The sequence below is a fragment of the Saccharopolyspora sp. NPDC049357 genome, assembly GCF_040677225.1.
In the GTDB taxonomy this organism is placed as follows: Bacteria; Actinomycetota; Actinomycetes; order Mycobacteriales; family Pseudonocardiaceae; genus Saccharopolyspora.
In genome coordinates, this window is sequence record NZ_JBFAQJ010000009.1 from 131,863 (window position 1) to 156,124 (window position 24,262).

Sequence of the window (24,262 nt, forward strand, 5' to 3'; positions counted from 1 at the left end):
TCAAGGAGCAATCGGAGTTGTTTTGCGCACATTGCGCTAAAAGCTGGATGTGATTCCCCTGAGAAAATCTGATACTGGACCGGCGACGGGGCCTTGAGAGATCAGGTCATCACAAGGGAGACACGAGATGAAACGTAGACTCGCGGCTCGCATTGCCGGGACCGTTCTGGTCACCGCGGGCACGGTCGCCGCGCTGACCATGCCGGCCACCGCCACCGCACCCACCGCCGTCCCGGTGGCGGGCACGCTGCTCCAGGCGATGCAGCGAGACCTCGGCCTCACCGAGCAGCAGGCCCTCGGTCGGCTTCAGCTCGAATCCGCCGCTCAGCGCACCGAGAGCACCCTGCGCGACGCGTTGGCCGACTCCTTCGGCGGCGCCTACTTCGACTCCGCCACCGGCAAGCTCGTCGTCGGCGTGACCGACGCGGCCCGCTCCGAGCAGGTCCGCGCCGCCGGTGCCGAGGTCCGCCAGGTCGCGTTCAGCACGAAGCAGCTCAACGGGGTCGTCGACGGTCTCAACGCGGGCAAGGCCCAGGCGCCGAAGAGCGTCACCGGCTGGTACGCGAGCAACAAGCAGAACGCCGTCGTCGTCACCGCCAAGCCGGGTGCCGCGGCCGAGGCCGCGCAGTTCGCGCAGGCCGCGGGCGTGCCCGCCGAGGCGGTGAAGGTCGTCGAGTCGCAGGAGCAGCCCCGGACGCTGATGGACGTGGTGGGCGGCAACGCCTACTACATCGGCAGCGGCGCTCGCTGCTCCGTCGGTTTCGCCGTGGAGGGCGGGTTCGTCTCCGCCGGCCACTGCGGCGGCACCGGCGACACCACCACCGAGCCCAGCGGCACCTTCGAGGGCTCGTCCTTCCCCGGTGATGACCACTCCTTCATCTCCGTCGGCACCGACGACAGCCCGCAGGCCGCGGTGAACGACTACAACGGCGGCACGGTTGCCGTGGCCGGTTCCACGGAGGCCTCGGAGGGCGCGTCGATCTGCCGCTCCGGTTCCACCACCGGCTGGCACTGCGGCACGCTGGAGGCCAAGAACCAGTCCGTGCAGTACGAGCAGGGCACCGTCGAGGGCCTGACCCGCACCGACGTCTGCGCCGAGCCGGGCGACTCCGGTGGCTCGTTCATCTCGGGCGACCAGGCCCAGGGCATGACCTCGGGTGGCTCGGGCGACTGCACCAGCGGTGGCACGACCTACTTCCAGCCGGTCAACGAGGCCCTGTCGGCCTACGGCGTCTCCCTTCTGACCCAGTGATCGGTGACAGCGGCTCCCGCTGACACCACGTCACGCACGACGACCCCCGGGATTCCCGGGGGTCGTTCGTCGTCAGGTCAGGCGAGCCGTGCCCGGAGGTCGCGGGCGGCGGCTTCGGGATCGTCGGCGGCGGTGATCGCGCGGACCACCACGATGCGCTCGGCACCCGCCTCGATGGCCTCGTCGAGGTTCTCCGGGCCGATGCCGCCGATGGCGAACCACGGACGGCCGTGCCCCCGGTGCTCGGCGGTGTGCCGGACCAGGTCGATGCCCGCGGCGGGACGGCCGGGCTTGGTCGGGGTCGTCCACACCGGTCCGGTGCAGAAGTAGTCCACGCCCGGCTCGGTCGCCGCCGAGTCGGCCTGGGCGATGTCGTGCGTGGAGCGGCCGATCACCACCTGGTCGCCGACCACGCGACGGGCGATGTCCACCGGCAGGTCGTCCTGGCCCAGGTGCAGCACGTCGGCCTCCGCCGCTATCGCGACGTCCGCGCGGTCGTTGACCGCCAGCAGAGCGCCGTGCCGCACGCAGGCCTCGGCCAGCACCTCCAGCGCGGCGAGCTCGTGACGGGCCTCCAGCGGAGCGCCGCCCGGGCCCTTGTCGCGCAGCTGGATGATGTCGACACCACCGGCGAGCGCGGCGTCAACGAACTCCGCGAGGTCACCTCGCTCGCTGCGAGCGTCGGTGCACAGGTACAACTTCGCCTCGGCGAGGCGCGCGCGAATCCCGAAGCCGTCCAATCCAGGCATGTCCCCCACCCTAAGGCCTGTCTCGCGGTCCTTTTGCTTGGCGGTGCGGGTGGCGGAAACCCCCGAAGGGGAAAGCGCAGCGGCTCCGTGGTCTCCGTGCGCCGCTCCTGATGTATTCCGCTTACCCAGGGGGTGGACATCGGCGTCGCGGCGTACTCGCCACGAAGCCGCTCAGAACCCGCGGCGGTGCGAGCTGAGCCCCACACCTGAAACAGTGGCTCCGCCGCCTTCCTAGGCAGCTCCTGTGCGTTTGTCCCGTACCAGGCGCTGACGTTGCGATCTGCGGGCGGGTACTGTGGATGGCGGTGAGCACGGGAGCCCGGCGGACCGGGCTGAGAGGGAGCGCAGGGCTCCGACCGTCGAACCTGATCCGGGTCATGCCGGCGCAGGGAGCGTGGAGTTGTCTGAGAAACGAACCGATCATGTCGTCGTGGTGGGCGGCGGAGTCGTCGGCCTGTCGGTGGCCTGGCGCGCTGCCGCGGTCGGCAACCGGGTGAGCCTGGTCGATCCGGCCCCCGCCTCGGGTGCCTCGTACGTCGCGGGCGGGATGCTCGCACCTCTCGCCGAGGCGTGGCCCGGCGAGGAAGAACTCCTCGAACTGGGCTCGACGTCGCTGAACCGCTGGCCGGACTTCGCCGACGAGCTGAGCCGCGCGGCCGGTCTGCCGTCCGGGCTGCGCACCGAGGGAACGCTGATGTTCGGCGTCGACGGCGCCGACCGCGAAGAGCTCGACAACGTCGCCGGATACCTGGCCGGACTGGGCCGCAGCGTCACTCGGCTGACGGGCCGCGAACTGCGCAGGCGAGAGCCATCGTTGGGTCCCGCGGTGCGCGGTGGCCTGGAAGTGCCCGGTGATCTCGCGGTGGACAACCGGCTCGCGCTGACCGCGCTGCGGGCGGCGGCGGAGGCGGCGGGCGTGGAGTTCATCGCCGAACGCGCCGAGGTGGTCCGGCAGGGCGCGGTCGAGCTCGCCGAGTCCACTGTGGAGTGCGATGTCGCGGTGATCTCCGCAGGCGCGCACTCGGGTTCGCTGCACCCGGCGCTCGCCGACCGGATCCGCCCGGTCAAGGGCGAGATCCTGCGGCTGCGGCGACGCGCCACCGCGCTGCCACCGCCGACCCGCACCGTGCGCGGCCCGGTGCGCGGCAGGCCCTGCTACCTGGTGCCGCGCGACGACGGGGGAGTGGTGCTCGGCGCCACCCAGCACGAGGTCGGCTTCGACACCGAGGTCACCGTCGGGGGCGTCCGCGACCTGCTCGCCGACGCCGAGACCGTGATGCCGGGCATCGCCGAGTACGCGCTGGTCGAGGCCACCGCCGGGCTGCGCCCGAGCACCACCGACAACCTGCCGGTGATCGGCTGGCTGGAGCCGGGAGTGCTCGCCGCCACCGGGCACCACCGAGGCGGGTTCCTGCTCACGCCGGTCACCGTCGACGCCGTGCTGGCGCTGCTGCGCGGCGAAGAGCCGGAACCGCTGATCAAGGCCACCGATCCGAGCCGTTTGGGAGGACAGCAGTGAACGTCGTGATCAACGGCGACGCGCGGGAGGTCGCCGCGGGCGCCACCCTCGCGTCAGTGCTGGACGACTTCGGCGTGCCGGAACGAGGCGTGGCCGTGGCGCTGGACGGCGCGGTGGTGCCGCGCGCGTCGTGGCCCGCCACGGCGCTGCACGCCGACGCCACCATCGAAGTCCTCACCGCAGTGCAAGGAGGGTGACCGTGGACGACCCATTGCTGATCGCCGGCCGCGAGTTCGGTTCGCGCCTGATCACCGGGACCGGCGGGGCGAACAACCTCGCCGTGCTGGAGCGCGCGCTGATCGCCTCCGGAACCGAGCTGACGACCGTCGCGATGCGCCGCGCCGACGCAGGTGGCGGCACCGGTGTCCTCGACCTGCTGCGCAAGCTCGGCATCGAGGCGCTGCCCAACACGGCGGGCTGCCGCACCGCGGCCGAAGCGGTGCTCACCGCGCAGCTCGCCCGCGAAGCCCTGGGCACCAACTGGGTCAAGCTGGAGGTGGTGGCCGACGAGGACACCCTCCTGCCCGACCCGATCGAGCTCATGGACGCGGCGGAGCAGCTGGTGGACCAGGGTTTCGTCGTCCTCGCCTACACCAACGACGACCCGGTCCTGGCGCTGAAGCTGGAGGAGGTCGGCTGCGCGGCGGTCATGCCGCTGGGCTCGCCGATCGGCACCGGACTGGGCATCCGCAACCCGCACAACATCGAGATGATCGTCTCCCGCGCCACCGTCCCGATCGTCCTCGACGCGGGCATCGGCACGGCCTCCGACGCGGCCCTGGCGATGGAGCTCGGCTGCTCGGCGGTCCTCCTGGCCACCGCCGTCACCCGTGCCCAGGACCCCGAGCGCATGGCCACGGCGATGCGCAGCGCCGTCGAAGCGGGCCGCCTGGCCTCGCAAGCCGGAAGGATCCCCCAACGCTTCTGGGCCCAAGCCTCAAGCCCCGGCACCCCCATGGGCTGACACCCCCAACACCCACCCTGACAGCACTCCCGAGCCCGGGCGCAGCCTTCGAACTTCGCGCGAATTTCGAACGGACCCCCGCGCCCGGGCGTGTCTTCCCAGGTCAAAGCCCGAAGCCTGGGGTCGTATTCGAATTTCGCGCGAAATTCGAGTCGGAACTTCGGCGTTCGAACTTCGCGCGAAATTCGAAAGACCCGGCCTCAGCGGATGTGGAGGCGTTCGGGGCGGACGAAGCTGATCGTGTAGCTCTTCCAGGGGTTGTCGTAGCCGAAGGTCCGGTCGATGGCCTGGCGGGCGTGGAGGGCGTTCTCGACCAGGGAGCTCGCCAGGAGTTCCGAGGCCGGGGCGCCGCTCGCCGGGATGTCGGGGATCTTCGCCGTGGCCTTGCCGCCCAGCAGGTCGTCGACCGCGCGCAGCGCCGGAACCGCGACCTTGCGCTCCTCGGCGGGGCGGAAGGCCAGCGTGGCGACGTCCTGGCGGAGCGCGTCGAGCGCGATCGCCGCGGCGCGGGTGGCGTGGTTGTCGTCGGTCTCCTCGCCGGTGCCGTCCAGCAGCGCGGGCATGCCCAGCAGGTCCTGGGTGCGGCGCAGCGCCAGCACGTTCGCCGCCTGCAGCGCCTTCGGGAGATCGGCGCCCTGGCCGGAGGCGCGGACGCTGCGCAGCAGTTCCGAGACCGACCAGACGGTGGAGCGGACCGCGCCGCGCACGTCCGGGACGATGCTGCTCGGCAGCACCAGGTAGCTCACGTAGCCGACGATCAGCGCGATCGCCGCGCCCACGGCCGTGTTGGCGGCGAAGCTGATCCCGACGTTGACCAGCGGGCGGTCCAGCGTCATCGCCTGGTCCACCACGGTGATCACGATCAGGCAGCCCAGCACGACCTGGTACTCGGCGCGCAGCCTCGGCATGTTCAGCAGCATCCCGCCGATGACCAGCGGGACCAGCAGGTAGGCGCCCGGCAGCAGGGTGATCAGGATGGCCAGGGCGGTCACGCCCAGCACCGCGCCACCGGTGCGTTCCAGCGCGCCGGTCATGCTGTCGCGGGCCGCGGGAGCCAGCACCACGTACAGCGCGAGCAGCAGGCTCGACGCCGACGGGTCGCGCAGCAGCAGCACGATCACCATGCCGACCGCGACCGCCAGCGTGCAGCGCAGCGCGTGCCGGAACAGCGAGGACCGGAACGACAGGTGCGCGCGCACCGCGCCCAGCAGCCGTTCCCGCAGGGCGCCGTCCTCGGCGGGCGGCACCGGGCTCTCGTCGCGGCTGACCACGGCGGCGCGGATCCGGTCCAGGCCCTGGTTCACGCCGCCGACGGCGTCGGGCACGTCCTGCCGCCCGCCCCGGGCGATGACGGCCTGGGCGGGGTCGCGGCGGGCGGCCATCGGCAGCCCGGTGCAGGCGCGGGAGCGGATCGCGCGGGCGAGCTCGGCGGCGACCTGGTCGGCCTCGGCGACGATCTCGCGGAGCCGTTCGGCCTCGATCCGGTCGCTCTGCTGAGCCTGCGCGAGCAGCGTCTCGCGGGCGGCGCGGAACCGGGCCGAACCCGCCAGGACCTGTCCGAGCCAGGTGCTGGAACCGTCGGCGCGCCACGCGGCAGCGGCTGATTCGAGCACGCCGGGGCCGGGTGTCAGCAGTGTCCGGGCCACCGCGACGCGGGTCGCGTGCCCGGGGTCGGCGACCCCGGTGATCACCCGCAGCAGCAGCGCGAACAGCCCGCCCGCGATGGTCGAGGCCAGCAGGATCAGGAACGGCTGGTCGTTGCCGATCCCGGTCGTGGTGGTCACCAGGGCCGCGGCGGCGAAGATCTGCCCGCCGATGCGGTAGTGCTCACCCAGCGCGGGCAGCATCCCGGTGCCGAACACGACCACCGCGACGGCGAGCCCGGCCAGCACCGGCACCTTGGTCAGCATCGGCCCGACGGCCATCATCAGCACCAGCGCCGGCGTCAGCCACATGAACCTGCGCAGATCGGAGCGCAGCGCCTGACCGCTGGTGGCGGTCAGCGCCAGCACGGTGGTCAGCGCTCCCAGCAGCACCGGGGTCTGCAGCTCGAAGAACCAGCCCGCGAACGTTCCGGCGATCACGGCGAGCACCACCAGCAGCACGTATTGGCGCTGCCGAGGATCCGGCGCACCCGCCTCGGTGGCCATCCATCCCCGTGCCCTTGTCAACACCGCTCTAGCCACGCTCTCGCAAACCCCTGTCGTCCCTCGCCGCGCCCTCCAGGTTCCGCGCCTGGAATTACGCCCCTCTCCGACCTATGTCGACGAGTAGCACCTATCGGGTTACAGGATGCCGACGAGAATCACTCAAATGATTGGTCAGTACGAGCGAGGGCTGATCCGCCAGAAGGTGGAGACCGGTCCCACGCCGGAGCCGAGGGGGTAGGCGTCGGCGACGCTGCGGGTGACGAACCGCTTGCCGCCGCGCACCGCGTCCGGCATCGAGGCGCCCTTGGCCAGCGCGGCGGTGATCGCCGAGGCGAACACGTCGCCGGCGCCGTGGGTGTGCTCGGTGGCGTAGCGCGGGCCGGGCAGCTCGATGGACTCCGTGCCGTCGAAGAGCAGATCGACGCACTCGGGGTCGTCGGGCAGGTGCCCGCTCTTGATCAGCACCCACTCCGATCCGAAGGCGTGGATCGCCTTGGCCGCGTCCAGCAGGTCCTCGCGGGTGCGCGCGTCGATGCCGGTGAGCAGCCGCACCTCGTCGAGGTTCGGGGTGACCAGCGTGGCCCGGGGGAACGCCCGGTGGCGCAGCGCGTCGAGCGCGTCCGGCCGCAGCAGCGGTTCGCCGCTGCGCGACGCGGCCACCGGATCCACCACGAACGGCGTCCGGCCGCCGCGGCCGATCCCGTGCCGGTCGCAGGCGTCCAGGACGGCGTCGATGGTGGCGGCAGAGGCGAGCACCCCGGTCTTGGCCGCGCCGACGCCGATGTCGGAGGCCACCGCGTCGATCTGCGCGGCCACGGTCTCCGGCGGGATCTCCACCAGGCCGGTCACGCCGACGGTGTTCTGCACGGTCACCGCCGTCACGGCGGTCATGCCGTGCACCCCGCAGGCGAAGAAGGTCCGCAGGTCGGCGTGCATGCCCGCACTTCCGCCGGAGTCCGATCCGGCGATGGTCAGCGCGGTGGGCGGAGCGGTCTCGTCGTGCATTCCCAGAATGCTACGTGCCGCGTGATCGCCTCCGATCGCGCAGCCGCTGACTCCTCGGTGGTTTCCGGATAGGCTCGTGACCAGGCAGATCGCAAGAACTCCCCGCACCGTTCGGCCTGAGCATCGCCACCGACGACTTCTGAGTGGCCGGGGCGGCTCGGCTGGAGCCGCCCCAGCCCTCGCGATCAGTCGTTGGCTGCGAGCGGCAGGTAGACCTCGCCGCCGGTGCGGGTGAACTCCTCGGACTTCTCCGCCATGCCGGCCTCGATGGCTTCGACGCTGGTCAGGCCGTGCTCCTCGGCGTACTTGCGGACGTCCTGGGTGATCTTCATCGAGCAGAACTTCGGGCCGCACATGGAGCAGAAGTGGGCCGTCTTCGCCGGTTCCGCGGGCAGCGTCTCGTCGTGGAAGGCGCGTGCGGTGTCCGGGTCCAGCGACAGGTTGAACTGGTCGGTCCAGCGGAATTCGAAGCGGGCGGTGGACAGCGCGTCGTCCCGCTCCTGGGCGCGGGGGTGCCCCTTCGCCAGGTCGGCGGCGTGCGCGGCGATCTTGTAGGTGATCACGCCGGTCTTGACGTCGTCCCGGTTCGGCAGGCCGAGGTGCTCCTTGGGGGTGACGTAGCAGAGCATCGCGGTGCCGGCCTGGGCGATCATCGCCGCGCCGATGCCGGAGGTGATGTGGTCGTAGGCCGGTGCGATGTCGGTGGTCAGCGGGCCGAGCGTGTAGAACGGCGCCTCACCGCACAGCTCCTCCTCCAGTCGCACGTTCTCCGCGATCTTGTGCATCGGCACGTGGCCGGGTCCCTCGATCATCACCTGCACGTCGTGCTCGCGGGCGATGTGGGTGAGCTCGCCGAGGGTCTCCAGCTCGGCGAACTGGGCGCGGTCGTTGGCGTCGGCGATCGAGCCCGGCCGCAGGCCGTCGCCCAGCGAGAACGTCACGTCGTAGGCGCGCAGGATCTCGCACAGCTCGCTGTAGTGGGTGTAGAGGAAGCTCTCCCGGTGGTGCGCCAGGCACCAGGCCGCCATGATCGACCCGCCGCGCGAGACGATCCCGGTCACGCGCTGGGCGGTCAGCGGGACGTAGCGCAGCAGCACGCCCGCGTGCACGGTCATGTAGTCCACGCCCTGCTCGCACTGCTCGATCACGGTGTCCCGGTAGATCTCCCAGGTCAGCGAGGCGGGATCGCCGTCGACCTTCTCCAGCGCCTGGTAGATCGGCACGGTGCCGATCGGCACGGGGGAGTTGCGCAGGATGCGCTCGCGGGTCTCGTGGATGCGCTTGCCGGTGGACAGGTCCATCACGGTGTCGCCGCCCCAGCGGGTCGCCCACACCATCTTCTCCACCTCCTCCTCGACCGAGGAGGTGACCGCGGAGTTGCCGATGTTGGCGTTGACCTTGACCAGGAAGTTCTTGCCGATGATCATCGGCTCGCTCTCCGGGTGGCACCGGTTCGCCGGGATCACCGCGCGACCCGAGGCGACCTCGTCGCGCACGAACTCCGGCGAAACCCCTTCGCGGTGCGCGATGTACTCCATCTCGCGGGTGATCGCGCCCGCCTTCGCCCAGCCCAGCTGGGTGTTGTGCTCCCGTCCGTCGCGCCATCCCGCTCGCGTTCGAGGCAGTCCACTGTGGACGTCCACAGTGGCGTTCTCGTCGGTGTACGGCCCTGACGTGTCGTAGACGTCGAGGTGCTCACCGTTGGTCAGCTCGATGCGGCGGAACGGCACTCGCAGCCCGGATTCGGTGCTGCTGAAGACCTTTCGGGATCCCTCGATGGGTCCCGTGGTGATTCCGGATGCGTTCGGATACACGTCGGCCATTGCCGTCCACTCCCTACGCCGGCATTACCCGGTCAGGTTCGTGCGGTCGGCGACCCCGGACTTCTCCAGTCGCCCTCTCAGCCCGCTCTTGGTGCGAGCTCCCGCGGATTGACTTGTTCGTGGCCGAGGCTACGGGGGTGCGGCCGCCGATGGCAACAGGTTCATCCGTCCGGCCGCGTTCGGCTCACTCGGCGAACGGGTCGCCCACCTCGGCCGGGTCCCAGCTCAGGCCGGGGACGCCCCACTCGTTGCGCTTGATCATCTTCTTGGCCGCGCGGGCGTGCCTGCCGGTGAGCCGGTCCAGGTAGACGTAGCCGTCGAGGTGATCGGTCTCGTGCTGCAGGCAGCGCGCGAAGAAGCCGGTCCCCTCGACCTCCACCGGCTTTCCGTCCACATCGGACCCGGTGGCCTTCGCCCAGTCCGCCCGGCCCGTCGGGTACGACTCGCCGGGGACCGACAGGCAGCCCTCCCAGTCGTCGTCCGGATCGGGCATGGTCTCCGGGACCTCCGAGGTCGTCAGCTCGGGGTTGATCACCACACCGCGGTGCTGCACGCCCTCGTCGTCCGGGCAGTCGTAGACGAACAACCGCAGGTCGACGCCGATCTGATTGGCCGCGAGGCCCACCCCGTTCGCGGCGGCCATCGTCTCGAACATGTCTTCGACGAGAGTGCGCAGCTCCTCGTCGAAGCGCTCCACCCGGCGAGTCGGGTTGTGCAGCACCGGGTCGCCGTAGACGCGGATGGGGTGAACAGCCATGCGCGGACCCTATCGGTTCCCCCAGGTGGCCTGACCGGGTGCGCTCTTGCGCGTGAAACAGGGGTGTGATCGGCTCACCGTCCGGATCACGGCATGGTTCAATTGGTCACCGGGAATGACAGCCGTGTGATTCTCCGCGACCGAATCGCGAGGCGAGGAGCCGGATGGACGCCGCCCAGATGCTGACCGCGCAGGAGATCGCCCGTCAGTGCGAACAACTCGCGCGCATGCACGGGCGTCAGCACGCGCCGGAGCGTCGGCGGCTGACCCTCGCCGAGCCGATCACGCAGCCCATCGAGCGGATCGTCGAACCGCCGGCGGACGAGCCCGAACCGGGCCCCGCGGATCGGGACCTGACCGACCGGGAGCTGGGGATCCTCGCCTTCGAAGCGCAGTGGTGGAAGCGCTCGGGCAAGAAGGACATCGCGATCCGGGAACTGTTCGACATGTCCGCGTCGCGGTACTACCAGCTGCTCAACACGCTGCTGGATTCCCCCGCCGCGTTCAACGCGGACCCTATGCTGATCAAGAGACTGCGCAAGGCACGGGCGGCACGACAGCGCGCGAGGGCCGCTCAACGACTGGGAATCGAGTTGCACTGATGAGTGTTGGGGAACCGTCCGGCGGGCCCGGCGGGGCCAAGCTGATCGGCCTGGGTCTGATCGGAGTCGGCGTGCTCGCGGCCGTGTTCGGGACCGTGACCCTGATGTCCGGCGAGTCCTCGGACACCGCCCAGCCGCTGCCGCAGGAGCCCACCTCGCAGGTGCAGCCGCCGCCGGAACCCGCGCCGGCCCCGGTCGTCCCGCCCGTGCAGCCGCCGTCCGCCCAGCCTCCGGTGGTCCAGCCCCCGACGGCCCAGCCGCCGGTCACCGAGCAGCCGGGTTCGGGCAACGCCCAGACCCCGGGTTCGGGGCAGGACGTCCCGGCCGGTTCCGGCAAGGGCAGCGAGCAGATCATCGTGCGGGTCTACAACAACTCGACGATCTCCGGGCTGGCGCACCGCGCCGCCGAGGACCTGCGCAAGGCCGGGTACGACGTGCCCGAGGTCGGCAACTACGCCAAGGGCAAGATCCCGACCACCACGGTCTTCTTCCGCCCCGGCACCGGCGAGGAGCGCCAGGCCGAGGAGCTCGCCGCCCGCATCGGCGCCCGAGCCGAGGCCCGCTTCGACGGGATACAGGACGCCACGCCGGGCCTGATCGCCATCATCACCAACGACTACAAGGGCCCGTCCGTCGGGAAGTGATCCCCGAACCCCGCACGGAGTTCAAGCCCTCACCGCACGCACCCGCACGTCTGTGACACCGCGACCTGGGCTTTTCGAATTTCGCGCGAAATTCGAACGCGGAGGTTCCGACTCGAATTTCGCGCGAAATTCGAAGAGCCCCCCGCGCTCGGGCGTGTACGTCCTGGTCAGAGGGCTGAAGGTTGACTTCGCGTGAGATCGGGACGGTCCGCGGGTCAGCGGTGGTTCTCGGCGTAGGCGGCGAGGGTCTCGAGCTGGGCCGGGTCCAGGGACGGGCGGACCGCCTCCCGGGCCGTGGCGAGGTGGGTGGCCGTGACCTCGGCCGCGGAGAGGGATTCCCGCATCGCCGTGAGCGCGGCTTCGCGGACCAGTGCCGTGCAGTCGGCCGCCGAGTAGCCGTCGAGGGTTCCGGCCAGCTCCGCGAGGTCGACGTCATCGGACAGCGGGGTGTTCTTCACCGCCGCGGTGAGGATGGCCTGGCGGGCTTCGGCGTCCGGCGGCGGGACGTAGACGAGCCGTTCGAGGCGGCCGGGACGCAGCAGGGCCGGGTCGATGAGCTCCGGGCGGTTCGTGGCGGCCAGCACGACGACGTCGCGCATCGGTTCCACGCCGTCGAGCTCGGTGAGCAGGGACGCGACCACCCGGTCCGACACACCGGAGTCCGAGGACTGGCCTCGTCGCGGTGCCAGCGCGTCCACCTCGTCGAGGAAGACCAGCGCGGGCGAGGCGCCCCTGGCCCGCAGGAAGAGCTCGCGGACGGCGCGCTCGGACTCGCCGACCCACTTGTCCATCAGCTCCGCGCCCTTCACGGTGAGCACGTTGAGCCTGCCGCTGCCCGCCAGCGCCCGCACGAGGTAGGTCTTGCCGCATCCGGGCGGGCCGTAGAGCAGCACGCCGCGCGGCGGCTCGACTCCCAGGCGGGTGAACGAGTCCGGGTACTGCAGCGGCCACAGCACCGTCTCGGTGAGGGCCTGCTTGACCTCGGTCATGTCGCCGACGTCGTCGAGGGTGAGCCCGCCGGTCTGCAGGTTGTCCGATGTGGACATCGAGATCGGCCGCACCGAGGTCAGGGCGTCCAGCAGGTCCTGGCGGCGGATTCGCGGGTCGGCGGGGTCGTCGCGGTGCCGCAGCGCGGCGCCCAGCGCGGCTTCCCTGCACAGCGCCAGCAGGTCGGCGGCGACGAAACCCGGTGTGCGTTCGGCGATCTCGGCGAACCGGATGTCCTCGTCGAGCGGGGCGCCGCGCAGCAGCACGCCGAGCAGGTCGGCGCGGGTGGTGTCGTCGGGCAGTCCGATGGTGAGCTCGCGGTCGACCGCGCCCGGTTCGCGCAGCCGCGGATCGACCGACTGCGGGTTCGAGCTGGTGACGATCACGGCCAGCTCGTCGCGGCCGATGGCGTCGCGGATCGACTCCAGGGCGATGGTGGCCAGCGGCGGCGGGTCGGACTCGGGGAGCAGCGCTTCGACGTCGGTGAGCAGCAGGACTCCGTCGCCGGAGGCGGCGGTGGCGCGGTCGATGGCCTCCCGCAGCCGGTTGGCGGCGGTGCGCGCCTCCAGGGCCGCGATGGTCGGGGCGGCGACCTCGACGAGCTCCGCGCCGATCTCGGCGCACACCGCGCGCACCAGCGTGGCCTTGCCGACTCCGGGCGGGCCGCTGATCAGCGCGCCCAGCCGGGGTTCGGCGCCGAGCCTGCGCAGCAGCTCGGGCTGGTCGAAGGCCAGCCGGAGCCATTCGGTCAGGCGGTGGGCCGTGTCGCGCGAGCCCACCAGGTCGGTCACCGGCACGGGGGCGTGCTGCTCGTCGACGGGCTCGGGAGCGGTCGGCTGCGAGGGGGATTCGGTTGCGGCGGAGCGGTTTTCGGACGTCGCGCCGTCCTGCCACTCGACCACTGTGGACGATTGGACTGCCACGGCGCCGACGGGCTCGGTCGCCGCGACGGTGATCAGCTCGTTGGTCCAGGTCAGGCCGATGGCGGCGGACATCTGGCGCCGCACCTCGCCTGCGCGGGACGAGGAGGAGGGCGAGAGGTCCTGCGGCAGCAGCGACACCGCGTCGCCGAGGGAGAAGACCTTGCCGGTCAGCGCCAGCCGGGCGGTCTCGGGCGAGACGGTCGCCCGCGCCATCCGCGAACCGGTGATCGAGACCCGCTTGGCGACCTCCACCTGCGCCGGGGCGACGGCCACGGACGAGCCCTCGGTCACCCCGAGGTTGAGCAGCGCGACGTCGTCGAGCAGCAGGAACCCGGTCGGTGAGGTGCTCTCCGCGGCGGCGGCCAGGGCGACGGTCTCGCGCGCGCCGGTGAGGCGCACCGCGCTCCACGGCCGCAGGTCCAGGGCGTCCAGCACCTCGGGGTGCAGCCGCACGACCCCGCGGCGGGTGTCGCGCGCGGACGTGGAGACGCGGGCGGTCAAGCTGATCGAAGCCACCCCACCGACCCTAGCCGCTCGCGGCGCGGGCGACGTGGTCAGCGGCGGTGGGCCAACGGGCGGTCGTGGTCCGAACCGTCCATGATCGATGTCCTGTTCGCCCGGACAGTTCGGACCAGAACCGCCACGTGCCTCAGTAGTCGTCGCGGTTGCGGCGGAGTTCGAGGCGGCGCCAGCTGCGCCGGGGGTGTCCCGGCCCGGTGGGGCGGCGGGGGAGTCGCACGCGCCGCGCGGCACCGGCCACGCTGCGGCGCAGCGGAGGGCGGATGCCCAGGCGGCGCTGGGTGTTGCGGCGGATCGCCCGGCGCTCCCGGGGAGCGGCGTCCCACGCCTCCGGGTGCCGCGAGAGCCACTGGTAGCGGTAGACCGCGTAGGGCACGTGCAGCAGGTACAGCACCATCGCGACGGCCAGCGAGATCAGCGGGAACACCACGACCAGCGCGGCCAGCAGAGCGACGCCCACCAGCAGCGGGGCCACGATCTTCGGCGGGACCTTCACCGTCTTCAGCGACAGGGTGGGCACCCGGCTGACCGCCAGCGCGGCGATCAGCACCATCCACACCATGACCACGCTCTGGTTGGCCCACCAGCCCGGGTAGCCGAAGTGCGCGGTCAGGGCGAGCGGCAGCAGCGCCAGCAGCCCGGCCGCGGGGGCGGGCACGCCGACGAAGAACTCCTTGGTGAACGGCGGCTGCTCGGCGTCGTCGAGCAGCGTGTTGAACCGGGCGAGCCGCAGCACCATGCAGACCGCGAAGATCAGCGACACCACCCAGCCGGCCCGGTTGTCCTGCATGTGCCAGGCGTAGAGCGTCAACGCCGGGGCCACGCCGAAGGACATCGCGTCGGCCAGGGAGTCCAGCTCGGCGCCCATCTTGGAGGTGGCGTCGAGCAGCCGGGCGATCCGGCCGTCGAGGCCGTCGAGAACCGCTGCGACGGCGACGGACCCGATCGCGAAGGTCAGCTGCCCGTTGAGGGCGAACTGGATCGCGGACAGACCCGCGCACATCGCCAGCACGGTGATCGCATTGGGCAGCAGCCGGACGCCGGGGGTGGTCCGCATGCTCATCGGTCGCGCTTCCCCCTGGGCAGTTCGGCGAGCGGGGTCTCGCCGCCGATGGTGCGCTGGCCCGGCTCGACCAGGACCTTGCTGTCGGCGGGGACGTAGAGGTCCACGCGGGAGCCGAACCGGATGAGGCCGTAGGTGTTGCCCGCGGCCACGGTGTCGCCCTCGGCGACCTCGCAGACGATGCGGCGGGCGACGAGCCCGGCGATCTGCACGACGGCGACTCGCGTGCCGTCCTGGGAGCGGATGGCCATCGAGTTGCGCTCGTTGTCCTCGCTGGCCTTGTCCAGGTCCGCGGAGAGGAACTTGCCCGGCCGGTAGACGATCTGGTCGATCTTGCCGCTGACCGGGACGCGCTGGACGTGCACGTCGAAGATGGTGAGGAAGGTGCTGATGCGGATCATCGGCGTCTCGCCGAAGCCGAGCTCGGCCGGCGGGACGGCGCTCTCGACGTGCGCGACGGCGCCGTCGGCGGCGGCCACGGCCAGGCCCTCGCGGGTCGGGGTGGTGCGGGCGGGCTCGCGGAAGAACCACGCGCACCAGGCGGTGAGCACGGCGCCGACCACGCCCAGCGGGCGCCAGATGCGGCGGAGCACCAGCGTGGCGACGGCGGCGCCGATGACGAACGGCCTGCCTGCCGGGTGCATCGGCGGAACGGTGTCCTTGGCCAGCGCGATCAGGTGCGCCAGCGGGCTCTCTTGGGTGCTGCTCATCGAGGTAGTCGCGCCCCTGCGTCGGAGGTCATGTCAGCGCGGCGCGGTAGTCCTGCCTGCGCCGTAGACGTACAGCATCGCGGACGCCTCGTTCCCACCGTCGCCAGGGGGCGCAGTCGATCAAGAACAACCCGCGTGACCTGCACGTATCTCAAACCGGATGCTACCGCCCAGACGACCAAGAGTCACACGTACGGGTGAACCCCCCAACCGTCAGGCAAGCACCGAAGGTGCTTTCTCCTCACCCCACCTGAGCAACCTGCACCGCCGGGGGTTCTGAGCGGCTTCGTGGCGAGCACGCCGCGACGCCGTGTATTGGCATACATCAGGAGTGGCGCGCGGAGTCCACGGAGCCGCTCAGGTTCCCCTACCCGCACCGCTCAGCAGAAGGACCACGACGCCCACAAGAGAACAAAGAGGCCGTTCGGCGCCTCCCCGTAGGTGCCGAACGGCCTCTTTGATTTCGGGTCCGTGCGCCCCCCGACGGCGCACGGCCCTCTTTTCGCGGTCCGCGACACCCGGCAAGCGAGGGTGCCGTTGCGGACACGAAGGAGACTCGGTGATCAACGTTTCGTGACGCGGTTTCTAGTGTAATCGAGTTCACAGCATCTCCGTAGCCGCTAACGGAGGACGTTGGGAACGCATTCAGTAACTCCGCGTCAACAAACCCGCTGATGGCTCCACGTCAGGGTGGCGGTCATTCCAGGGACAGGGCGGGCTCGTCCAGTTCCATGCGGGCTCCCATCAGCTCGGCCAGCCCGTGGTACGGATCTCCGTGCTCGACGCCGTCGGCGGTGCTGCCCAGGGTCAGCACGGAGACGCCGTCGTCGCGGCCCGGGCTCACGCGCACCTCGTCGAGCGTCGACATCGCGTACTCGTCGAGGTAGAGGTCCAGCTCCAGCGACCAGCCGGCCTTCTCCTGGTCGAGGCGGGCGCTGGCCACGTCGCGGCTGTCCACCCACTGCGCTCCGGAGCGCTCCCGCAGCTCGTTGATCGGCCGCGAGGCCAGCTCGCTGAGCTGCTCCTGCTCGGCTTCCCTGAGCCGGGCCAGGGTGCCCGCGAGCAGCCGTTTCGCGGCGCTGGCGTCGCTGGGGAGCAGCAGCAGGCCGCGGTCGCTGACCAGCAGGTCGTAGGCCTCTCCGGAGCACTGCACCGGGCTGACGATCCCGGCCAGCGAGGGCTCCGGTTCATCGGCGGGCTCGCGGGTGTGGTGCAGCGGGACGCCCAGGTCGACCAGCACCCGGTGCAGTCCGGGTATGAGCCGCGGGTCGGCGACGGCGGGGCGGACCAGGCGGTCGGGGTCCAGCGGGCGGCCGTTGGCCAGCCGCACCGCGGGCGGCCCGCCCCAGTCCAGCTCGTGGTGGGCGCGGCGGGCGCAGACCAGCGCGTCGACGACGGTGCAGCCGAGGAGTTCGGTGAGGGTGTCCTCGGCGGTCTGGTCGATCATCGACGGGTGCAGGCCCGGGTTGAGCACGGGGTTGATGAGGTCGCGGCCGTGACCGCGGTGGATGGCGGCGAGGATGCCCTGGATCGTCGGATCCACGCCCAGCCCGCACTGGTGGGCGGCAGCGCTGAGCTGCGCGGCCTTCTCGGCGGACTGCGCCGCTCCGGCCTGCCGGACGACCTCCGGCCACGGCATCCGGGGCCCGAGCGAGTCGACCAGCAGCCGGTCCTCCAGCTCGGGAACGGCGTTGCGCGGCTTGCGCAGGATCGCGAAGGCCGGGCGCTCGTCGGCCTCCTTGTCGGCGGACTTGAGCCGCTTCATCAGCTCGACCCTGGTGCGCAGCGGCAACTCGCCGCGCTCGTCGGCGATGGCCTGCTTGGCCCGCTCGGCCAGCGCGGGCTTGCGCGTCGGGTGGTCCATGAAGCTGCGGAAGCCCAGCAGCACGTCGGGTGCGTGGCCGATGCTGGCGGCCATGCTCAGGTACGCGTCCGCGTAGTCCCGCCAGCCGAGCTCGATCGCGACGGACTTGCGCAGCGCCATCACCGCGGTCCGCTTGCCCGCGACGCGCACCGCGGCGGCGTCCCCTGCGAGCACGAGCTCCTTGGTGGTGGTGACCGCGATGGCGGTGAACAACCGCGCGTACCCGACGAACAGCCACTTCACCGGGCCGGTGGTGAGCCCGTCGACGGTGCGCTGGACGCTGGCCAGCACCCGGTGGGCGGTCACCGTCAGCTTGCTGCGACCGGTGAGGCGACCGACCGCGTGCGCCAGCGACGCGCCGAGTTCGGAGGTGGTCAGCGCCGCCAGCATCGGCAACCCGATCTCCAGGTACCGGGTGCGGGTGCGCAGGCCGAGCAAGGCGGTGTTCTCGCGGATGGCGACGCCGGGCTCGGAGGTGATGCGGATTTCGTCGGGCAGCGGGGAGTCGGTGGCGTCGACGAGCTGGTCGATCGTGCGCCACAGGTTGGGTTGGGAGACCCGGTCCACGGGCACGCCGCGCGGGCGGACCCGGTTGCGCAGCACCGCCCGCAGGCCGATGACGAAGATCGCGCCGACGACGACGGCGGCGAAGGCGACCTTCATCCCTCCGACGGTGTCGCGGCGGAAGGTCATGCCCGCCATCATCAGCAGGCCGGCGACCAGGCCGAGGGACACGACGAAGAAACCGATGTGCAACGCCAGCGCCAAGGCGGCGCGCCAGGGGCCACGCACGTGCAAAACTCCGGAGGGGAAGTGGAAGGTCGGACTGGCAGTCTTCGCGACCGAAAGTCGAACCGTCAACGATGGTGTGACAAGCGATATCGACTTGATCTAGTCCAGCAACACCACGTCCACAGTGGACCCAGCGGGCATTTCGGTCACGTCCTCCGGGATCGCGAGCAGGCAGTTCGCCCTCGCGAGGCTGCCCAGCAGGTGTGAACCCGGAGCTCCTTGCAGGCTGACCTCGCCGGAAACCGGGTCGAACACCCCGCGCCGGAACTGCTGCCTGCGCGAGGGAGCGTTCAGCGACTCGGCCAGCACCGCCTGCCGCCGGTGCCGCGTGGTCGTGGCGTGCCCGGCCGCGGCCAGCATCGCCGGACGCACGAAGACCTCGAACGAGACCATCGAGCTCACCGGGTTGCCGGGCAGCGTGACCACCGCGAACGCGTCCCGGTAGCGGCCGCAGCCCTGCGGCATCCCCGGCTGCATCGCGACCTTGGTGAACTCCACGCCGTTGCCGGCCAGGGCGTCCTTGACCACCTCGTACGCCCCGGCGCTGACCCCTCCCGAGGTGATCAGCAGGTCGGCGGAGTCCAGGTGGGCCTGCAGCACCTCGTGGAAGGCGTCGACGTCGTCGGGCACGAAGCGCAGCATCGTCGGCTCACCACCCGCCTCCTGCACGGCGGCGGCCAGCATCAGCCCGTTGGACTCGTAGATCTGCCCGAGCTGCAGCTCTTCCCCGGGCGCGACCAGCTCGGAGCCGGTCGAGAGCACCAGCACCCGCACCGGCCGGTGCACGGGGAGCTCGGCGATGCCGACGGCGGCGGCCACGCCCAGCTGAGCGGCGCCCAGCCGGGTGCCCGCGGTGAGCACGGTCGTGCCCGCCGCGACGTCCTCGCCCGCGCGGCGCACGTGGGCGCCCGGCTGCACCGAACCGAACAGGGCCACCGTCTCGGTGCCCGCGTCGGTGCGCTCCACCGGGATCACCGCGTCGGCGCCCGGCGGCAGCTGGGCGCCGGTCATGATCCGGTGCGCGGTGCCGGGCTGCAGCGGCGGCACGTCCACCCGGCCGGCGGGGATGTCCTCGGGGACCGGCAGCTTCACCGGCTCGTCCTGCGTCGCCTCGGTCAGATCGACCGAGCGGACCGCGTAGCCGTCCATCGCGGAGTTGCTGAACGGCGGCAGCGAGATCGGGGCGATCAGGTCCTCGGCCAGGGCCAGGCCGAGGCAGTTCTGCAGCGGACGGGTCTCGACCGGTGTGCGGGTCAGCAGTGAAGCGACCTTCGCCCGGTGGTCGGCGACCGACGTCAGCTCGTGGGCGGGGTTGTTGGACGACACGCACGCATCATCTGTCATGGGCACCCGTCGTGTCGCCATCGGCGTGGGATTGGTCGCTCCTCGGCGCGATGGCACAATGCCCGGTTCTCCTCACGCCGACACCCCCGAGCACGGGTTCTCCGGCTGGTGGCGCGGAGTTCCCAGGACTCGGTGCCACCTACATAGAATCGCCGTGCCCGCGCCGACCGGTGGGGCCCTGAAGGGGGTTGTGCTGTGCAGGTCCGTACTCGTCACACGCCGTCGTACGGGGTCGCCCGGTTGATGCTGGCACCGGGGGAGCCGGTGCGGGTGGAGTCCGGTTCGATGCTGGCCACCAGCTACGGGGTGACCGTCGAGTCGCGCGCGCAGGGCGGTTTCTTCAAGTCGCTGGCCCGATCCGCGCTGGGCGGCGAGTCCTTCTACGTCTCCACCTACACCGCGCCGCAGCAGGGCGGCTGGGTCGACGTGGCGCCGACGCTGCCCGGTGATCTCAACGTGCTGGAGCTCGACGGCCGGGTCGGCTGGTGCGTGACGAAGGGCTGCTGGCTGGCCTCGGCGAGCACGGTGCAGGTCGAGACCCAGTGGGGCGGTTTCCAGAACCTCTTCGGCGGCGAGGGCGGGTTCCTGACCCGGCTCAGCGGGCACGGCTCGGCGGTGGTGGCCTGTTACGGCGCGCTGGACGTGGTCACCCTGCAGCCCGGCGAGTACATCACGATCGACACCGGTCACGTCGTCGCCTACGCCGACACGGTGCAGAGCCAGCTGCGGCAGATGAACCAGGGCGTGGCGCAGTCGCTCAAGAGCGGCGAGGGCCTGGTGTTCGACTTCGCCGGGCCGGGACAGGTGCTGACCCAGACACGCAACCCGCGCGGACTGGTCGGCTGGTTGCGCTCGAATGGCCTCGGTCCGCGCTCCTGATTCGCTCGTTGAAAACGATCGCGCATTGCACTGGACCGCAATTGGTCTGACCCATTCGGTCAGGTCGTTGTCGCGAGTCGGTTTCCCGGCGGGAGCATTCGTCGCCGGTTTTGGTGCGGGTTTGAATGCGATTGCGACAGTCGGGGGAATTAGTTCCTGTTGATGACGGAACGTGTCCGGAGAAGCCACCCGTTCGGCCCAGCGTTTAACGGAAAAGTCGTATTGGCGGACCCGCGACGAGCCCGATTTTCCGGAGTAGTGTGGCCGATGCTCCAGCGGCGCTAGCGTCGTGCATCACATTTCTTGAGGAGGACGCCGTGGCGGTCGGCACGGTCAAATGGTTCAACTCGGAGAAGGGCTACGGATTCATCGCGACGGACGGTGGATCCGATGTGTTCGTCCATTACTCCGCAATCGACATGTCTGGTTTCCGCACCCTTTCTGAAGGGGATCGGGTCGAATTCGAGGTGAAAGCCGGCCGCGATGGCCGAACTCAAGCCGACGGCGTTCGCAAGGTCTGAAGAGAACTTCGCACAAGGTCGTCGTGCGGCCCGGTTCCTGGTGGGGGACCGGGCCGCAGCGCGCCATCCCGCGAAACCCGCACCCGCACGTGATCTCAGCCGGTTAGGCTGCGGAACGTGTCGGAAGATTTGACCGGTCGTAGGCTGGGCCACTACAAGATCGACGGCGTGCTCGGTCGCGGTGGGATGAGCGTGATGTACCGCGCCACCGACGTCCGGCTCGGCCGCAAGGTCGCGTTGAAGGTGATGGGGGAGCACATCACCGGCGACGCGGAGTTCCGCGAGCGCTTCGTCGACGAAGCCCGCAACACCTCGGCGATCGACCACGCGAACATCGTGCCGCTGTACGACTTCGGCGAGGTCGACGGCATGCTGTTCATCGCGATGCGGCTCGTCGAGGGCACCGATCTGGCGGGGCTGATCTCCGACGGGCCGATCTCGCCGAAGCGCAGCCTGGAGCTGCTCGGGCAGATCGCCGAAGCGCTGGACATGCTGCACGAGCGCGGTCTGGTGCACCTCGATCTCAAACCGGCCAACGTGCTGGTCACCTCCCGCGAGTCCTCGCACGAGCACGTCTACCTCGCCGACTTCGGGCTGACCCGGCGCGGCGCGACCGGCCACCGCACGTCCTCCGGCGACTTCCTGGGTTCGCCGACCTACGCCGCCCCCGAGCACCTGCGCGGCGAGCCGGTCGACGGCCGCACCGACCAGTACGCGCTGGCCTGCATGCTCTTCGCCTGCCTGACCGGGCGTCCGCCGTTCCCGGGCTCGGTCCAGGAGGTCATCCAGGGGCATCTGGGCGCCGAGCCGCCGGCGCCCGGATCGCTGGTGCTGCTGCCGCCGCCGATCGACGAGGTGCTGCGCCGGGGCATGTCCAAGCGCGGCGACCAGCGCTACGCGAGCTGCCAGGACCTGATCGCCGCGGCCCGCACCGCGCTCGGCCCGGCCGCCGGGGAGGCCCCGGCGCCGCCGCGCGTCGCGCAGCAGCCGGTGCCGCAGCCCGCGCACCCCGTCTCCCAGCCGTTCCCGCAGCAGGCGCCCCAGCAGTCCGGGCCGTACCCGCAGCAGTCCTACCCCGGCTACCAGCAGCAGCCGGTGCGGCTGCGCCCGCCGATGCCCGCCGGGTCCTCGTCGTTCACCAAGACCTCGTCCGGCGGTGCGGCGAAGTGGATCGTGCCGGTGCTGGTGGGCGTCGCGCTGCTGGTGATCGTGCTGCTGTTCGTGGCGATGGCCACGTCCGGGAGCGGGTCGAGCTCCGGGAGCACGCCGTCGACCGCCGAGCTGCCCACGTCGGTGCCGACCGCCGGAGGGTGAGACCGAGGCAGGTCGCTTGCACTCGGCATCGGTGAGTGCTAAACACGGTACTGGCACTCATCAAGGTTGAGTGCCAGGTCGGGACGGTGAGGTCGTTCCGGCGGCGCCACATGACGGCGTCGTCGCGCGATCGTCCGTCGCGGGCACCGAGCCTGGCCGAGCAGAGTCCTGCCGTCGTGCACGCCCCAGTGTGCACCGTCGGCGTCCAGACAGGTGGAGGACCACACCGCAATGGCCAAGATGATCGCGTTCGACGAGGACGCCCGCCGCGGTCTTGAGCGCGGCATGAACACCCTCGCCGACGCCGTCAAGGTGACGCTCGGCCCCAAGGGCCGGAATGTCGTGCTCGAGAAGAAGTGGGGCGCGCCGACCATCACCAACGACGGCGTCTCGATCGCCAAGGAGATCGAGCTCGAGGACCCGTGGGAGAAGATCGGGGCCGAGCTGGTCAAGGAGGTCGCGAAGAAGACCGACGACGTCGCGGGTGACGGCACCACCACCGCCACCGTGCTCGCCCAGGCCCTGGTTCGCGAGGGTCTGCGCAACGTCGCGGCCGGCGCCTCCCCGATCGCTCTGAAGAAGGGCATCGAGAAGGCCACCGAGGCGATCGCCGAGCAGCTGCTCAAGAACGCCAAGGAAATCGAGACCAAGGACCAGATCGCCGCCACCGCCGCGATCTCCGCCGGCGACCGCCAGATCGGCGAGCTCATCGCCGAGGCGATGGACAAGGTCGGCAAGGAAGGCGTCATCACCGTCGAGGAGAGCAACACCTTCGGGCTCGAACTCGAGCTCACCGAGGGCATGCGCTTCGACAAGGGCCTCATCTCCATGTACTTCGTGACTGACACGGAGCGCATGGAGGCCGTCCTCGACGACCCGTACATCCTGCTGCTGAGCAGCAAGATCTCCAACGTCAAGGACCTCCTCCCGCTGCTGGAGAAGGTCATGCAGGCCAACAAGCCGCTGCTGATCATCGCCGAGGACGTCGAGGGCGAAGCCCTGTCGACCCTGGTGGTCAACAAGATCCGCGGCACCTTCAAGTCCGTCGCCGTCAAGGCCCCGGGCTTCGGCGACCGCCGCAAGGCGATGCTGCAGGACATGGCCATCCTCACCGGTGGTCAGGTCATCAGCGAAGAGGTCGGCCTCAAGCTGGACACCGCTGACCTGAGCCTGCTGGGCCAGGCCCGCAAGGTCGTGGTGACCAAGGACGAGACCACCATCGTCGAGGGTGCTGGCGACGACGAGCAGATCGCCGGCCGGGTCAACGAGATCCGCGCCGAGATCGAGCGCTCGGACTCCGACTACGACCGCGAGAAGCTGCAGGAGCGCCTGGCCAAGCTGGCCGGCGGTGTTGCGGTCATCAAGGCCGGTGCGGCGACCGAGGTCGAGCTCAAGGAGCGCAAGCACCGCATCGAGGACGCGGTCCGCAACGCCAAGGCCGCGGTCGAGGAGGGCATCGTCGCCGGTGGTGGCGTGGCTCTGCTGCAGGCCGCGCAGACCGCTTTCGACGGCCTCAAGCTCGAGGGCGACGAGGCGACCGGTGCCAACAGCGTCAAGCTGGCCGTCGAGGCTCCGCTCAAGCAGATCGCGGTCAACGCCGGTCTCGAGGGTGGCGTCGTCGCGGAGAAGGTCAAGAACCTCACCTCCGGCCACGGCCTCAACGCCGCGACCGGCGAGTACGAGGACCTGGTGCAGGCCGGCGTCATCGACCCGGCCAAGGTCACCCGCTCGGCGCTGCAGAACGCCGCGTCGATCGCCGCGCTGTTCCTGACCACCGAAGCCGTGGTCGCGGACAAGCCGGAGAAGGGCGGGGACGCGGCTGCCGCCGCCGACCCGACCGGTGGCATGGGTGGCATGGGCTTCTGAGTCCAGTCCCGAGCT

At 70.9% G+C, this 24,262-nt stretch carries 20 protein-coding genes and 2 riboswitches; of the genes, 10 read left to right on the forward strand and 10 right to left on the reverse strand.

Translation table 11 applies throughout. The features are described from left to right. Positions 1–127 precede the first annotated feature (127 nt). The gene (locus AB0J91_RS10520; RefSeq protein ID WP_363866392.1) at positions 128–1,252 is read left to right on the forward strand and encodes a S1 family peptidase; all 1,125 of its coding nucleotides are present in this window, start codon (positions 128–130) and stop codon (positions 1,250–1,252) included. A 77-nt stretch (positions 1,253–1,329) separates the two neighbouring features. Here AB0J91_RS10520 and thiE read toward each other — a convergent pair whose 3' ends face one another. After that, positions 1,330–2,001, reverse strand: a complete 672-nt coding sequence (thiE, locus tag AB0J91_RS10525; RefSeq protein ID WP_363866395.1) for a thiamine phosphate synthase — start codon at positions 1,999–2,001, stop codon at positions 1,330–1,332. Positions 2,002–2,302: 301 nt separating this feature from the next. Then, positions 2,303–2,410, forward strand: a riboswitch (TPP riboswitch). Here thiE and thiO point away from each other — a divergent pair. The 3 genes from thiO to AB0J91_RS10540 all read left to right on the forward strand — a co-directional run bounded on the left by thiO (position 2,402) and on the right by AB0J91_RS10540 (position 4,484). Further along, on the forward strand, positions 2,402–3,520 hold the full coding sequence (thiO, locus tag AB0J91_RS10530; protein WP_363866398.1) for a glycine oxidase ThiO: 1,119 nt from the start codon (positions 2,402–2,404) through the stop codon (positions 3,518–3,520). It overlaps the preceding riboswitch by 9 nt. After that, positions 3,517–3,717, forward strand: a complete 201-nt coding sequence (gene thiS, locus AB0J91_RS10535) for a sulfur carrier protein ThiS (RefSeq protein ID WP_363793335.1) — start codon at positions 3,517–3,519, stop codon at positions 3,715–3,717. The genes thiO and thiS overlap by 4 nt, the downstream gene beginning before the upstream one ends. Positions 3,718–3,719: 2 nt before the next feature. Beyond that, positions 3,720–4,484 carry a thiazole synthase gene (locus tag AB0J91_RS10540; RefSeq protein ID WP_363866401.1) on the forward strand — a complete coding sequence of 255 codons (765 nt, stop codon included), beginning with the start codon at positions 3,720–3,722 and terminating at the stop codon, positions 4,482–4,484. Between the two features lie 200 nt (positions 4,485–4,684). On the opposite strand, the gene AB0J91_RS10545 is transcribed toward AB0J91_RS10540, so the two are convergent. From AB0J91_RS10545 to AB0J91_RS10560, 4 genes are all read right to left on the reverse strand, one after another. Further along, positions 4,685–6,634 (reverse strand): FUSC family protein, encoded by a 1,950-nt coding sequence (locus tag AB0J91_RS10545; RefSeq protein ID WP_363866404.1) that lies wholly within the window; start codon positions 6,632–6,634, stop codon positions 4,685–4,687. 171 nt (positions 6,635–6,805) lie between these two features. After that, complete coding sequence (gene thiD, locus AB0J91_RS10550) at positions 6,806–7,639, reverse strand: bifunctional hydroxymethylpyrimidine kinase/phosphomethylpyrimidine kinase (protein WP_363866407.1); 834 nt, start codon at positions 7,637–7,639, stop codon at positions 6,806–6,808. Positions 7,640–7,824: 185 nt separating this feature from the next. Continuing rightward, entirely contained in the window at positions 7,825–9,462 is a 1,638-nt protein-coding gene (gene thiC / locus AB0J91_RS10555; protein ID WP_363793329.1) for a phosphomethylpyrimidine synthase ThiC, read from the reverse strand. Further along, positions 9,456–9,577, reverse strand: a riboswitch (TPP riboswitch). Its footprint overlaps the gene before it by 7 nt. Positions 9,578–9,646: 69 nt before the next feature. Further along, entirely contained in the window at positions 9,647–10,219 is a 573-nt protein-coding gene (locus AB0J91_RS10560) for a peptide deformylase (protein WP_363793327.1), read from the reverse strand. 293 nt (positions 10,220–10,512) lie between these two features. Between AB0J91_RS10560 and AB0J91_RS10565 the strand changes: the two genes are divergently transcribed. Beyond that, positions 10,513–10,821, forward strand: a complete 309-nt coding sequence (locus tag AB0J91_RS10565; RefSeq protein WP_363866519.1) for a DUF3263 domain-containing protein — start codon at positions 10,513–10,515, stop codon at positions 10,819–10,821. Then, a complete protein-coding gene (locus tag AB0J91_RS10570) occupies positions 10,821–11,465 on the forward strand; it encodes a LytR C-terminal domain-containing protein (protein WP_363866410.1) in 645 nt (214 codons plus the stop codon). The genes AB0J91_RS10565 and AB0J91_RS10570 overlap by 1 nt, the downstream gene beginning before the upstream one ends. A gap of 215 nt (positions 11,466–11,680) precedes the next feature. Here the strand turns inward: AB0J91_RS10570 and AB0J91_RS10575 are convergent, their stop codons facing one another. The 5 genes from AB0J91_RS10575 to glp form a co-directional block, all read right to left on the reverse strand. Continuing rightward, positions 11,681–13,891: an AAA family ATPase gene (locus AB0J91_RS10575; RefSeq protein WP_363866413.1), complete on the reverse strand. Its 2,211-nt coding sequence runs from the start codon at positions 13,889–13,891 to the stop codon at positions 11,681–11,683. 133 nt (positions 13,892–14,024) lie between these two features. Continuing rightward, positions 14,025–14,957: a CDP-diacylglycerol--serine O-phosphatidyltransferase gene (gene pssA, locus AB0J91_RS10580; RefSeq protein ID WP_363866416.1), complete on the reverse strand. Its 933-nt coding sequence runs from the start codon at positions 14,955–14,957 to the stop codon at positions 14,025–14,027. Continuing rightward, the gene (locus AB0J91_RS10585) at positions 14,954–15,667 is read right to left on the reverse strand and encodes a phosphatidylserine decarboxylase (protein ID WP_363866419.1); all 714 of its coding nucleotides are present in this window, start codon (positions 15,665–15,667) and stop codon (positions 14,954–14,956) included. The genes pssA and AB0J91_RS10585 overlap by 4 nt, the downstream gene beginning before the upstream one ends. A gap of 697 nt (positions 15,668–16,364) precedes the next feature. Continuing rightward, positions 16,365–18,323, reverse strand: a complete 1,959-nt coding sequence (locus AB0J91_RS10590) for a M48 family metallopeptidase (protein ID WP_363866422.1) — start codon at positions 18,321–18,323, stop codon at positions 16,365–16,367. A 99-nt stretch (positions 18,324–18,422) separates the two neighbouring features. Beyond that, a complete protein-coding gene (glp, locus tag AB0J91_RS10595; protein WP_363866425.1) occupies positions 18,423–19,649 on the reverse strand; it encodes a gephyrin-like molybdotransferase Glp in 1,227 nt (408 codons plus the stop codon). Between the two features lie 213 nt (positions 19,650–19,862). Here glp and AB0J91_RS10600 point away from each other — a divergent pair, with 213 nt between their 5' ends. The 4 genes from AB0J91_RS10600 to groL all read left to right on the forward strand — a co-directional run bounded on the left by AB0J91_RS10600 (position 19,863) and on the right by groL (position 24,247). Next, positions 19,863–20,546 (forward strand): TIGR00266 family protein, encoded by a 684-nt coding sequence (locus tag AB0J91_RS10600; RefSeq protein ID WP_363793313.1) that lies wholly within the window; start codon positions 19,863–19,865, stop codon positions 20,544–20,546. A gap of 317 nt (positions 20,547–20,863) precedes the next feature. Beyond that, positions 20,864–21,067 carry a cold-shock protein gene (locus tag AB0J91_RS10605; protein WP_132623257.1) on the forward strand — a complete coding sequence of 68 codons (204 nt, stop codon included), beginning with the start codon at positions 20,864–20,866 and terminating at the stop codon, positions 21,065–21,067. A gap of 117 nt (positions 21,068–21,184) precedes the next feature. Continuing rightward, on the forward strand, positions 21,185–22,381 hold the full coding sequence (locus AB0J91_RS10610) for a serine/threonine-protein kinase (protein WP_363866428.1): 1,197 nt from the start codon (positions 21,185–21,187) through the stop codon (positions 22,379–22,381). A 231-nt stretch (positions 22,382–22,612) separates the two neighbouring features. Then, on the forward strand, positions 22,613–24,247 hold the full coding sequence (gene groL, locus AB0J91_RS10615) for a chaperonin GroEL (protein ID WP_132623251.1): 1,635 nt from the start codon (positions 22,613–22,615) through the stop codon (positions 24,245–24,247). The last annotated feature ends 15 nt before the right edge of the window (positions 24,248–24,262 follow it).

Coding starts and splice junctions, on each gene's coding strand:
- AB0J91_RS10520 (WP_363866392.1), top strand. CDS start 128: ATGAAACGTAGACTCGCGGCTCGCATTGCCGGGACCGTTCTGGTCACC.
- thiE (WP_363866395.1), bottom strand. CDS start 2,001: ATGCCTGGATTGGACGGCTTCGGGATTCGCGCGCGCCTCGCCGAGGCG.
- AB0J91_RS10545 (WP_363866404.1), bottom strand. CDS start 6,634: ATGGCCACCGAGGCGGGTGCGCCGGATCCTCGGCAGCGCCAATACGTG.
- thiD (WP_363866407.1), bottom strand. CDS start 7,639: ATGCACGACGAGACCGCTCCGCCCACCGCGCTGACCATCGCCGGATCG.
- thiC (WP_363793329.1), bottom strand. CDS start 9,462: ATGGCCGACGTGTATCCGAACGCATCCGGAATCACCACGGGACCCATC.
- AB0J91_RS10560 (WP_363793327.1), bottom strand. CDS start 10,219: ATGGCTGTTCACCCCATCCGCGTCTACGGCGACCCGGTGCTGCACAAC.
- AB0J91_RS10570 (WP_363866410.1), top strand. CDS start 10,821: ATGAGTGTTGGGGAACCGTCCGGCGGGCCCGGCGGGGCCAAGCTGATC.
- pssA (WP_363866416.1), bottom strand. CDS start 14,957: ATGAGCATGCGGACCACCCCCGGCGTCCGGCTGCTGCCCAATGCGATC.
- AB0J91_RS10585 (WP_363866419.1), bottom strand. CDS start 15,667: ATGAGCAGCACCCAAGAGAGCCCGCTGGCGCACCTGATCGCGCTGGCC.
- groL (WP_132623251.1), top strand. CDS start 22,613: ATGGCCAAGATGATCGCGTTCGACGAGGACGCCCGCCGCGGTCTTGAG.